Here is a 13,488-nt window from a genome sequence, read left to right as displayed (position 1 = left end):
GCTGTGGTGGCGGGTGTGCTGTCGCTGGAGGACGCGGCGCGACTGGCCGTGACCCGTGGCCGGTTGATGCAGGCGTTGCCGGAGGGCGGGGCGATGCTGGCCGTCGCCGCTTCGGAGGAGGAAGTGGTGGCCTCGCTCAACGGCGCCGCCGACGTCGCCGTCGCGGCGGTCAACGGCCCGCAGGCGGTGGTGGTCTCGGGTGCCGGGGCCGAGGTGTCCCGCGTGGAGGCGTTCTGGCGGGAACAGGGCCGCCGTACGACGCGTCTGCGGGTCAGTCACGCGTTCCATTCGCCGCTGATGGAACCGATGCTGGCCGAGTTCCGGACGGTTCTGGAGGGGTTGACCTTCCACGAGCCGACGATGTCGGTCAGCCCGTCCGCCGACTCCGAGCGCCCGTTCGCGTCTCCCGCGTACTGGCTGGACCACGCCCGCCATGCGGTGCGTTTCGCGGACGCCGTGGCCCGCATGGCCGAGGCGGATGTCCTCGTGGAGCTGGGCCCGGACGCGGCGCTCACTCCCGTCGTGGACGACAACCGTCCGGTCCTGGCTTCCGTACGCCGTAAGCAGCCCGAGTCCAAGACCGCCTTGGCGGCGCTGGGCCAGGCGTGGGCCCACGGCGCGGCGGTGGACTGGCGGGCCGTACTGCCCGAGGGCCGCCGGGTGGACCTGCCCACCTACGCCTTCCAGCACCAGACGTACTGGCTGGCTCCGCCTGCCGCGGAGCGGACGCCCGCCGGCGGGGATCCGCAGCCGCACCCGATGCTGACCGTACGGACCGAACTGCCCGGCTCGGGCGGGGTGGTGCTCTCCGGGCGGCTGACGCCGGGGAGCGACGCCTGGCTGCCCGACCACAGTGTGATGGGTACCGTCCTGCTGCCCGGTACCGGCTTCGTCGAGCTGGCGATGGAGGCCGCGCGGTCGGTCGGAGCCGACGAGGTGGGCGAACTGGTGCTGCGCGCGCCGATGGTGTTCCCCGGCGGCAAGCCGCGGGACGTGCAGGTGTGGGTCGCGCCGGGCGACGGTCCCGAACGGGAGCTGCACATCCGCTCCCGCGCGGGCAGCGGCGAGTGGACCCTGCACGCCACCGGTTCCGTAGCGACCACGGGCACCGCGACGGCCGCCGGTACGGGCTTCACCCCGGACTGGACCGGGACGGTCTGGCCGCCGGCCGGTGCGGTGGCGGTGCCCGTGGACAGGCTCTACCCGGACCTCGCGGTACGCGGCTACGAGTACGGGCCGGCCTTCCGGGGCGTCACCGGGGTGTGGGAGCGCGGCGCGGACCTGTTCGCCGAGATCGTGCTGCCCGAGGGGCAGCCCACCGGTTTCGGGCTCCACCCGGCGCTGCTCGACGCCGCGCTGCACGCCCTGCCGCTGACGGGTCGCTCCTACGAGGCGGACGAGGTGCGGCTGCCGTTCTCCTTCAACGGGGTGTCCCTGCTGTCCGCCGACGCCCGGCGGCTGCGGGTGCTCCTGCGGGTCGAGGGCGACGCGGTCACCGTGCTCGCCACCGACTCCACCGGGGCGCCGGTCATCGCCGTGGACACCCTGATCCTGCGCCCGGTGGACCGGGCCCAGCTGGAGGCCGCGGGCGCCGAGGGCAAGGCCGCCCGGTTCATCGAGACCTGGGAGCACCTGGCCGACGCCGGCGACGGGCCCGCCCGGGTGCCCGGTACCTGGCTCCTGCTGGGCGACGCCCGGCCCGACCTCGCCCCGGTGTTCACGGCCACCGTCACCGCCGCCACCTGGGACGGTACGACCGTCCCGGACGGTGTCCTGGTCTCGGCGGGCCGCGTGGAAACCCTGCTGAACGCCTTGCACACCCTCCACGGCACCGACGCGCCCGTATGGTGCGTCACCACCGGAGCCGTCGCGACCGGCACCGACGACCCGGAGCCCGATGTGGAGGCCGGCGGCGTCTGGGGTATGGGTCGCGTCGCCGCACTGGAACTCCCGCAGCGGTGGGCCGGACTCGTCGACCTGCCCGCGCGGGCCGACGACGCCACCCGGCGGGCCCTGGTCACTGTCCTGACCGGTGACGGCGCCGAGGACCAGCTCGCCGTCCGGCGCGGCGGCCGGTGGGCCCGGCGGATCGTCCCCGCCCCGGCGGCCCCCGCGACCCCGTGGACCCCGAAGGGCACCGTACTGATCACCGGCGGCACCGGAGCCCTGGGCGGACACCTCGCCCGGCGGCTCGCCGCCCAGCCGGACATCCGCCTGGTGCTGCTGTCCCGCCGGGGCACCGACGCCCCCGGAGCGGACGGGCTGCTGGCGGACCTCACCGCGGCCGGCGCGCACGCCACCGCCGTCGCCGCCGACATCACCGACCGCGTCGCCATGGCCGAGCTGGTCTCCTCCCTGGACGCCGCGGGCGCCCCCGTACGCACCGTGGTGCACACCGCCGGCGTCGTACGGGATGTGCCCCTCGCCGACACCACCGCCGAGGCGCTGCGCGACGAGATGGCGGCCAAGGTGCGCGGCGCCCTGGTGCTCGACGAGCTCCTCCCCGACCTGGAGGACTTCGTCCTGTACTCCTCGGTCTCCGGGACCTGGGGCGCCGCCGGGCAGGCCGGATACGCCGCCGGGAACGCCTGCCTGGACGCCCTGGCCCGGCGCCGCAGGGCCCAGGGGAGGCCCGCCACGGCCGTCGCCTGGGGCCCCTGGTCGGGCGGCGGCATGGTCGAGCCGGAGATCGAACGCGAGTTGCGCCGTCGTGGCCTGACACCGCTGTCCGTGCCCGGCGCGCTCCAGGCCCTGGAACAGACCGTCGCCACCGGCTCGGACGCGGCCGTCGCCGAAGTGGACTGGGCGCGGTTCCTGCCCGCCTTCACCGCGTCCCGGCCGAGCCCCCTGCTGTCCCGGTTCGCGCCGGCACCCCGGCAGGAGGCCGCCCCGAAGGGCGGGGCCTCGCTGACCCAGCGGCTCTCCGCACTGCCGGCGGCCGAACGCGAAGCCGTCCTGCTCGACGTGGTCCGCGGCCATGTGGCGGCGGTCGTCGGCCAGTCCGACCCCGGCCGCATCGACGCCGACCGCGCCCTGAAGGACTTCGGTTTCGACTCGCTGATGTCGGTGGAGCTGCGCAACCGGCTCGCCGGGGCCGGCGGGGTCCGGCTGCCCGCGACGCTGGTCTTCGACCACCCGACACCGCACGCGCTGGCGCGGTACCTGCTCACCCAACTGGTACTCGACGACGAGGCCCCCGGCGCCTCCGGTGACGGCCCGGTGCTGGCGGACCTCGAACGCGTCGAGGCCAAGGCCCTCTCGGCGCTCACCGACGCGGCCACCCGCGCCGAACTGGCCACCCGACTCGGCTCGTTGCTGGACCGGCTCGCCGAACTGGACGCCAGGCCCGTCACCGCCACGACCGGCCTGGAGAACGCCAGCGCCGACGAACTGATGCGGTTCATCGACTCCGAGCTCGGAAACCCCTGACTCCCGACCCACGCCGATAGGTGCACAGAACATGGCAGACGAACAGCAGCTCGTCGAGTACCTGCGCAAGGTGACGACGGATCTGCAGAAGACCCGGACGCGCCTGCGTGACGTCGAGTCGAAGCACAGCGAACCCATCGCCATCGTCGGCATGGGCTGCCGCTACCCCGGCGGCGTGCGCACCCCCGAGGACCTGTGGCGCCTGGTCGCCGAAGGCCGCGACGAGATCAGCGGGTTCCCCACCGACCGCGGCTGGGACCTCGCCGGGCTGTACGACCCGGACCCCGACGCCGCGGGCAAGTCCTACACCCGCGAAGGCGGCTTCCTGACCGGCATCGAACGGTTCGACGCCGACTTCTTCGGCCTCAGCCCCCGCGAGGCCCTCTCCATGGACCCCCAGCAGCGGATGCTGCTGGAGACCTCGTGGGAGGCGCTGGAACGGGCCGGTATCGACCCGGCCACGGTGCGCGGCAGCCGCACCGGTGTCTTCACCGGCGTGATGCACCACGACTACGGCGGCCGGTTCCCGCAGGCCCCCGACGGGTTCGAGGGCTACCTGGTCAGCGGCAGTGCGGGCAGCGTCGCCGCGGGCCGCGTCTCCTACCTGTTCGGCCTGGAGGGGCCGGCGGTCACCGTCGACACGGCCTGCTCGTCCTCGCTCGTCGCGCTGCACCTGGCCGCGCAGGCCCTGCGCAACGGCGAATGCGACATGGCGCTGGCCGGTGGCGTGGCCATCATGTCCACCCCCACCTTCTTCGTTGAATACAGCCGCCAGCGCGTGCTGTCCACCGACGGGCGCTGCCGCTCCTTCGCCGAGGACGGCGACGGCACGAGCTGGTCCGAGGGCGTCGGCGTCCTGGTCGTGGAGCGCCTCTCGGACGCGCTGCGCCACGGCCACGACGTGCTGGCCGTCATCCGCGGTTCCGCCGTCAACCAGGACGGCGCCTCGAACGGCATGACCGCGCCCAACGGCCCCTCGCAGCAGCGCGTCATCGAGGCGGCGCTGACCCACGCCCGGGTCGCCGCCGACGAGGTGGACCTGATCGAGGCGCACGGTACGGGCACGCGCCTCGGCGACCCGATCGAGGCCCAGGCGCTGATCGCCACCTACGGCACCGCCCGGCAGGCCGGACGGCCGCTGTACCTGGGCTCGCTGAAGTCCAACATCGGACACACGCAGGCCGCCGCGGGGGTCGCCGGCGTGATCAAGATGGTGGAGGCGATGCGGCATGGCGTGATGCCGAAGAGCCTCTACGCGGACCGCCCGACGACCGAGGTGGACTGGTCGGCCGGCACGGTGGAACTGCTGGCCGACGCCCGCCCCTGGGAACGCGCCGGCCACCCCCGCCGGGCCGCGGTGTCCTCGTTCGGCATGAGCGGCACCAACGCACACCTGGTGCTGGAGGAGTACGCGGGGGAGCCGGCCGACGAGGAGCCCGTCGCTGCCCCAGCTGAGGGCGGTCCGGTGGCGTTGGTGGTTTCGGGTAAGTCGGTTGCGGCGGTGCGGGCTCAGGCGGCGGTGCTGGGGGAGTTCGTGGCGGCGCGTCCGGAGCTGGCGTTGGGGGATGTGGCGTGGTCGTTGGTGGCGTCGCGGTCGGTGTTCGATCACCGTGCGGTGGTGGTGGGTGCTGGCCGGGACGAGGTGCTGGCGGGGCTGGGGGAGGTCTCCGGCAGTACGGCGGCTGGTGCGGGCCGTGTCGGGGTGTTGTTCTCCGGCCAGGGTGCTCAGCGGGTTGGTATGGGGCGTGAACTGGCGGATGCTTTCCCGGTGTTCGCGGAGGTGCTGGGTGAGGTGTGCGGGCACGTTGATCCGCTGTTGGGGCGGTCGCTGCGTGCGGTGATGTGGGAGGGTCCGGCGGAGACGTTGGAGCGGACGGAGTTCGCTCAGCCGGCGTTGTTCGCCTTTGAGGTGGCGTTGGCCAGGCTGTGGCAGTCGTGGGGAGTGTCGTTCGCCACGGTGGCGGGCCATTCGGTTGGTGAGATCGCTGCGGCTGTGGTGGCGGGTGTGCTGTCGCTGGAGGATGCTGCCCAACTGGCCGTATCGCGTGGGGCGTTGATGCAGGCGCTGCCGGAAGGTGGGGCCATGCTGGCCGTCGGCGCTTCGGAGGAGGAAGTGGTGGCCTCGCTCAACGGCGCCGCCGACCTCGCCGTCGCGGCCGTCAACGGGCCGCGGGCGGTCGTGGTCTCCGGCGCCGAGGCCGAGGTGGCGCGTCTGGAGGCGTACTGGCGGGAGCAGGAACGCCGCACCATACGACTGCGGGTCAGCCACGCGTTCCATTCGCCGCTGATGGAGCCGATGCTGGTCGAGTTCCGTACGGTCCTGGAGGGGTTGACCTTCCACGAGCCGACCGTGCCGGTCAGCCCGTCCGCCGACTCCCGGCACGCGTTCTCCACGTCCGCGTACTGGCTGGACCACGCCCGCCACGCGGTGCGCTTCGCGGACGCCGTCACGCGCATGACCGAGGCGGACCTCCTCGTGGAGCTGGGCCCGGACGCGGCGCTCACCCCCGTCGTGGACGACAGTCGCCCGGTGGTGGCCGCCGTGCGCCGCGCCCACTCCGAGCCGCGTACCGTCCTGGCCGCGCTGGGCCAGGCGTTCGCGCACGGCGCGACGGTGGACTGGCGAACCGTACTGCCCGAGGGCCGCCGGGTGGAGCTGCCCACCTACGCTTTCCAGCACCAGAGCTACTGGCTCACCGCGCAGCCGGCGGCCGGCGCGGGCGCCGACGCGGTGGACCACCCCGTGCTGACCGGCGCCGTCGAACTGCCGGCGGCCGGCGGGCTGCTGCTCACCGGCAGGCTGTCCCCGTCCACCGACCCGTGGCTCGCCGACCACGCCGTGTACGGCACCGTGCTGTTCCCCGGCACCGGCTTCCTCGAACTGGCCGCCCGGGCCGCCCGGCAGGCCGGTGCCGGTGAGATCGCCGACCTGGTGCTCCAGGCGCCGCTCGTCCTGCCGGACACCGGCACCGACGTTCAGGTGTGGGTGGCCCCGCCGGGCGACGCGGCGCGCGAATTCGTGATCCGCGCGCGGGACGCCGACGGGCAGTGGCAGGAGCACGCCGCCGGCACCCTCGCCGTACCGGCGGCGACGGCGGCCGTCACCGCCGCATGGGCCGCCGGTCAGTGGCCGCCGGCCGGCGCCGTGCCGGTCCCGGTCGGGGGAGTGTACGAGGAACTGGCCGACCGCGGGTACGCGTACGGGCCCGCCTTCCGCGGCCTGCGGGCCGTGTGGCGGGCCGGGGACGAGGTGTACGCCGAGGTCGCACTGCCCGAGGGGCACGGGGACGCGCGGTTCGGCATCCACCCCGCGCTGCTCGACGCCGCGCTGCACACCCTGCCGCTGACCGACGGCGCCTACCGCGAGGCGGTACGGCTGCCGTTCTCCTTCGCCCGTACCACCGTGGGCGCGTCCGGTACGACCGAGCTGCGCGTACGGCTGCGGGTCAGCGACGAGGCCGTACGGTTCGAGGCGGCCACCCCGGCCGGGGAGCCGGTCGTCGCCACCGAGCGGTTGGTGCTGCGGGCCACGGACGCCGGGCGGCTGCGCGCGGACACCGCCGCGCACCTCGACCGCCTGCGCCACGAAGTGGCCTGGCGCCCGTTCCCGGACGCCGCGCCGGCCGGTACGGTGCCCGGCACCTGGCTGGTGCTGGCCGCGCCGGGCGCCGACACCGCCTGGGCCACCGGCCTGTTCGAGGACGCCGTGACCGCCGGTCTCGACACCGCCGCCGGCCGCGCGGCCCTTGCCGGGGAGCTGGCGGAGGCACGTGGCAGCGGAGCCGGATTCGCCGGTGTGCTGTGCCTGGCCGCCTGCCCGGAGGAATTGCTGCTCGCCCTCCAGGCGCTCGCCGACGCCGGGGAGCACGCGCGGACGTGGTGTGTCACCCGCCGGGCCGACGAGGACCCGGACGCCGCCGCGGTATGGGGCCTGGGCCGGGTCGCCGCCCTCGAACTTCCCGACCGCTGGGGTGGGTTGATCGACCTGCCCGACGCCGCCGACGCCGCCGGGGAGACGGCCGGGCATCTCGCGGGCCTGCTCACCGCCGCGACGGACGAGGACCAGTTCCGCGTCCGCCCGGACGGCGTGTCCGTACGCCGTCTCGTCACCGCCCGGCCCGCGGAGGAACCGGCCCCCGACTGGACGCCGTCCGGCACCGTCCTGATCACCGGCGGAACCGGCTCGCTCGGCGGCCACGTTGCCCGCTGGCTGGCCGGACTCGGCGGCTGCTCGCTCGTCCTGCTCTCCCGGCGCGGCCCCGACGCTCCGGGCGCCGACGAACTGCTCGCCGAGCTGACCGCCACCGGCACGCCCACACGGATCATCGCCGCCGATGTCACCGACCGCGCCGCGATGGCCGCGCTGGTCGCGGAGGCCCAGGAGGCGGGCGAGCCGGTCCGGGCCGTCTTCCACGCCGCCGGAGTGGGCGCCGAGGCGCCCCTGCTGGAGACCGCGCCTGCGGACTTCCACGCCGTCATGGCCGGGAAGACGGCCGGCGCCCGCGTCCTGGACGACGTGCTCGGCGACACTGACCTGGACGCCTTCGTCCTGTTCTCCTCGATCTCCGGCATCTGGGGCGCCGCCGGCCAGTCCGGCTACGCGGCGGGCAACGCCGCCCTCGACGCCCTCGCCGCCCGCCGCCGCGCCCGCGGCCTGGCCGGCACCGCGCTCGCCTGGGGTCCCTGGGCGGGCGGCGGCATGGTCGATCCGGTCATCGAACAGCAGCTCCGGCGCCGCGGACTCACACCGCTGCCGGTCGCCGACGGCGTGGCGGCGCTGGCCCGCGCGGTCGCGCGCGGCACCGACGCCGTGCTGGCGGACGTGGCCTGGCCCCGGTTCCTGCCCGCGTTCACCGCGGCCCGCCCGGCGCCGCTGTTCACCGAAGTGGCACCCCGGGAACGGGAGTCGGCGGCCAAGCCCGCCGGAGCCCGCCCGGATCTGGCCGGGCTGCCGGCCGCGGACCGCGAACGCGCCCTGCTGGACGCCGTACGCGCCCGGATCGCCTCGGTACTCGGCCACACGGACGCGGCCGGCATCGACCCCGGCCGGCCGCTGCGCGAAATCGGCTTCGACTCGCTGATGTCCGTGGAACTGCGCAACAAGCTCTCCGACCTGGCCGGTCTCCGGCTTCCCGCCACCCTGGTCTTCGACCACCCGACGCCCGCCGCGCTCGCCGCCCACCTCGCCGACGAACTCTTCACGGACCCCGCCGAGGACGACGGCACCGCCCCGGCGCCCGTCGCCCCCGACGGCGACGAGCCGATCGCCGTCGTCGGCATCGGCTGCCGCTACCCGGGCGGCGTGGCCGGCCCGGAGGACCTGTGGCGCCTGGTCGCCGAAGGCCGCGACGCCATCGGCGGATTCCCCGCCGACCGCGGCTGGGACCTGGACGGCCTCTACGACCCCGACCCGGACCGCACCGGCACGGCCTACGCCCGCGAAGGCGGATTCCTCGACGACGTCGCCGGATTCGACGCCGCCTTCTTCGGCATCCCGCCGCGCGAGGCCCTGGCGATGGACCCGCAGCAGCGGATCATGCTGGAGACCGCCTGGCAGGCCGTCGAACACGCCGGGATCGACCCGCAGTCCCTCGGCGGCAGCCGCACCGGCGTGTTCACCGGCGTCATGTACAACGACTACCTCACCCGGCTGGGCGGCACCCCCGACGGCCTGGAAGGCATCCTCGGCATCGCCAACAGCAACAGCGTGATGTCCGGCCGGATCTCCTACCTGCTCGGCCTGGAGGGCCCGGCCGTCACCGTGGACACCGCCTGCTCGTCCTCGCTGGTCACCCTGCACCTGGCCTGCCAGTCCCTGCGCCAGGGCGAATGCGACCTCGCGCTCGCCGGCGGCGCCACCGTCATGGCCTCGCCGAACATCTTCGTCGAGTTCAGCCGCCAGGGCGGCCTCGCCCGCGACGGGCGCTCCAAGTCCTTCTCCGCCGACGCCGACGGCACCGGCTGGTCCGAGGGCGCGGGCGTCCTCGTCGTGGAACGCCTCTCCGACGCCCGCCGCAACGGACACGAGGTACTGGCCGTGATCCGCGGCTCCGCCGTCAACCAGGACGGCGCCTCCAACGGCCTGACCGCCCCCAACGGGCCCGCCCAGCAGCGCGTCATCCAGGCGGCGCTGCGCCGGGCGGACCTGCGCCCCGAGCAGATCGACGCCGTCGAGGCGCACGGCACGGGCACCCGGCTCGGCGACCCGATCGAGGCCCAGGCGCTGCTGGCCACCTACGGCAAGGACCGCACCGCCGGCCGGCCGCTGTACCTGGGATCGCTGAAGTCGAACCTCGGGCACACCCAGGCCGCCGCCGGCGCCGCCGGAGTCATCAAGATGGTGCAGGCCCTGCGGCACGGCACCCTGCCGCGCACCCTGCACGCCGAGACCCCCTCGCCCGAGGTGGACTGGTCGGCGGGCACCGTGCACCTCCTCACCGAGGCCCGCCCCTGGCCGCGCGGCGAGCACCCGCGGCGCGCCGCCGTGTCCTCGTTCGGCATCAGCGGCACCAACGCCCACGTCGTCCTGGAGGAGGGCGACCCGGTCCACGAGCCCGCCCCCGCGCCGTCCCCCGGCCCGGTGCCCGTACCGGTCTGCGCGCGGACCGCGGACGCCCTGCCCGCCCAGGCCCGGGCCCTGCACGAGCACCTGCTCGCCCACCCGGGCCTCGGCACGGCGGACGTGGCCCGGACGCTGGCCGCCACCCGCGCCGCCTTCGAACACCGCGCGACGGTCCTGGCCGGCGACCGCGACGAACTTCTCGCCGGACTCGCCGCCCTCGCCGACCCCGAAGCGGTCCGGCCCGCCTCGGTGGCCACCGGCACGGCGCTGCGCGGCCGCACCGCGCTGCTGTTCCCCGGGCCGGGCGGCCAGTGGCTCGGCACGGCCCGCGCGCTGCTCGCCGGCAACGAGGTCTTCGCCGCCTCCGTCCGCGCCTGCGAGGAAGCACTCACCCCCTGGGTGAAGTGGTCCCTCACCGAGGTGCTGGACGGCACGGACGCCGTGACGGCGCTCCCCGTGGACATCGCGGAACCCGCCTCCTTCGCGGTACTCGTCTCGCTGGCGGAGGTCTGGCGCGACTGGGGCGTACCGGTGGACGGCGTGGCCGGGCACGGGCACGGCGAGATCGCCGCCGCGTGCGTCAGCGGCGCGCTCACCCTCGCCGACGGCGCCCGCGTCGTCGCCGTCCGCTCCCGGCTGCTGACCGAACTGTCCGGTGAAGGCGGCCTGTTGGCCCTGTCCCTGTCCGAGGACGAGGTGCGGGAACGGCTGGGCGGGCCGCTGTCGCTCGCCGCCGTGGACGGCCCCCGCTCCGTCGTGGTGTCCGGGCCCGACGCGGCACTGGACGAACTGGCGGACGCCGCCCGCGCGGACGGCGTCCACGTCCGCCGCCTCGACGCCGACCGCGCGCCCCACTCCGCCGCCGTGGAAACCCTCCGCGACCGGCTGCTCGACGCGCTCGACGGCATCGCCCCGCGCGACGGCGCCGTACCGCTGTACTCGACGGTGACCGGCACCCGCCTCGCCGGACACGAACTCGACGCCGCGTACTGGTACCGCAACCTGCGCGAGACGGTCCGGCTGAGCACGGCCGTCGAAGCGCTGGCCGACGACGGCTTCACGTTCCATCTCCCGGTCGCACCGCACCCCGCGACCACGGTCGGCGTGCGGCGGACGCTGGAGGCGCACGGCGCCGACGGCGTGGTGTGCGACGCCGCGCCGCGCCGGGACGGCGACGCCACCGGCCACCTGCTCGGCGTCCTCGCCGAAGGCTACGTCCACGGACTGGGCGTCGACTGGGACCGGGTCCTCCCGCAGGGCCGCCGCGTACCGCTGCCCGGCTACGCCTTCCACCACGAACGCTACTGGCTCGACCCCGTCGCCAACCCCGTCACGGCACCCGCCTCCGACGTGGACGCCCGCTTCTGGGACGCCGTCGAACGCGAGGACCTGGAACAGCTCACCGGACAGCTGGGCGCGGTGGACGGCCTGGACGGCGTCCTGCCCGCACTGGCCGCCTGGCGCCGGGAGAGCCGCCGCCGCTCCACGCTGGACTCCTGGCGCTACCGCATCACCTGGCGGGCCCGGCAGGCCGGGGCCGGCGCCGTGCCGCCCGGCCGGTGGCTGGTCCTCGACCCCGGCACGCCGGACAGTGGCCGCCTGCGCGCGCTGCTGGCCGACACCGGACTCGACCACACGCCGGTGACGCTCGGCGCGCCGGACACCGAGGACCGCGCGGCCCTCGCCGCCCGCATCGCCCCCGACGGGCCCGGCGCCTACGCCGGCGTCCTCTCCCTGCTCGGACTGGACGAGCGGCCCCACCCGGCGCTGCCCGGCCTGACCACCGGACTCGCGCTGACCGTCACCGCCCTCCAGGCCCTGGGCGACCTGGACCTGGACGCCCCGGTGTGGGCCGTGACCACCGGCGCGGCCGGTGTCGAGGACGCCCCTGCCCGCCCCGTACAGAACCAGCTCTGGGGCCTGGGCCGGGTCGCCGCCCTCGAACAGCCCCGGCGCTGGGGCGGCCTGGCCGACCTGCCCGCCGACCCCGGCGCGGACAGCGTCGCCACCCTCCTGGACGTCCTGGCCCGCGACGGCGACGAGGACCAGTGGGCGGTACGCGGCACACGGACGTGGGTACGCCGACTGGTGCGCCACGACCGCACGGCCCCGCCCGCAGGTGACACCTGGCGGCCCGCCGGAACGGTCCTGATCACCGGGGCCTCCGGTTCGCTCGGGCCGCAGCTCGCCCGGTCGGTCGCCGAACGCGGCGCCACCCATGTGGCGTTGCTGAGCCGACACGGCGCCGAAAGCCCCGGGGTGGCCGAACTGGTCGATGAGCTGGGTGAGTTGGGTGCCACCGCGCACGTCTTCGCCTGCGACGTGCGTGACCGCGACCGGCTCGCCGCGGTGCTCGGCGAACTCGCCGACGCCGGACACCCCGTCACCACCGCCGTGCACGCCGCCGCCCACCTGGACATCGCGCCCCTGGAGACCACCACCCTCACCGGCTTCGCCGACGTGATGGACGCCAAGGTCGCCGGCGCCGTCCACCTCGCCGAACTCCTGGACCGCCGGCACCTGCGCGAACTGGTGCTGTTCTCCTCCATCGCCGGCGTGTGGGGCAGCGGCGAACACGGCGCCTACGCCGCCGCCAACGCCTTCCTCGACGCGTACGCCGAACGCTGCCGCGCCGACGGCCTCCCCGTCACCTCGCTGGCCTGGGGCCTGTGGGGCGAGGAGACCAGTGGCGAACGCGCCGACCACGCCGGCCTCGCGGTGCGCCGCGGCCTGCCCTTCATGGACCGGGCCACCGCCTTCGCGGGCATGTACCGGGCGCTGGGGGACGGCGAGGCGTCCGTGACCGTCGCCGACGTGGACTGGGCGCACTTCGCCCCCGTCTTCACTTCCATACGGCCCGGCCCGCTCCTGGACGACCTGCCCGAAGCCGCGCGGGCCGCCGCCGAACGGCGGCCCGACGCCACCGACGCGGGGGAGCGGCTGCGCACCCGCCTGGCCGCGCTGACCCCCGCCGACCGCGAGCGCACCGTCCTGGACCTGGTGCGCTCCACCGGTGCCACGGTCCTGGGCCACGGCACGGACGGCGGTCTCGCCCCCGACACCGAGTTCAGCCACGCGGGCTTCGACTCCATGCTCTCGGTCGACCTGCGCAACCGCCTGAACCGTGCCACCGGACTCGACCTGCCGCCGACGCTGCTCTTCGACCACGCCACCCCGCGGCGGCTCGCCGCCCACCTGCTCGCCGCACTCGACCCCCGGGACGACACCTCGGCCGACGCCCTCCTCGCCCGCCTCGACCGGATCGAGACGGACATCAAGGCGCTGCCCGCCGACGACACCGCGCGGCTGCGGATGGCCTCCCGCCTCGGCGCGCTCCTCACCGCCGTACGGGGCACCGAGGCCGACGACGCCTACGGAGAACTGGAGACCGCGGGCAGCACCGAGGAACTCCTGGACCTGCTCGACAGCCGGTTCGGCGAGTCATGAGCGCCCGCCGCACCCCGACCACGTACCCGGCCCGACCCCGGTGGAGCCAG

The 13,488-nt window shown here is 75.5% G+C and carries 2 protein-coding genes; both read left to right on the top strand.

What is annotated here, in order from left to right:
* The coding region (locus AB0A97_RS38940; protein ID WP_361159957.1) for an SDR family NAD(P)-dependent oxidoreductase at positions 1–3,429 on the top strand (3,429 nt) is incomplete at its 5' end.
* Between the two features lie 31 nt (positions 3,430–3,460).
* Positions 3,461–13,438: a type I polyketide synthase gene (locus AB0A97_RS38935; protein ID WP_361159954.1), complete on the top strand. Its 9,978-nt coding sequence runs from the start codon at positions 3,461–3,463 to the stop codon at positions 13,436–13,438.
* Positions 13,439–13,488: the final 50 nt, after the last annotated feature.

This window comes from Streptomyces sp. NPDC045470 (genome assembly GCF_040646595.1).
Taxonomy (GTDB): Bacteria; Actinomycetota; Actinomycetes; order Streptomycetales; family Streptomycetaceae; genus Streptomyces.
This window is presented reverse-complemented; position numbering and strand designations above follow the sequence as displayed.

Coding starts and splice junctions, on each gene's coding strand:
- AB0A97_RS38935 (WP_361159954.1), top strand. CDS start 3,461: ATGGCAGACGAACAGCAGCTCGTCGAGTACCTGCGCAAGGTGACGACG.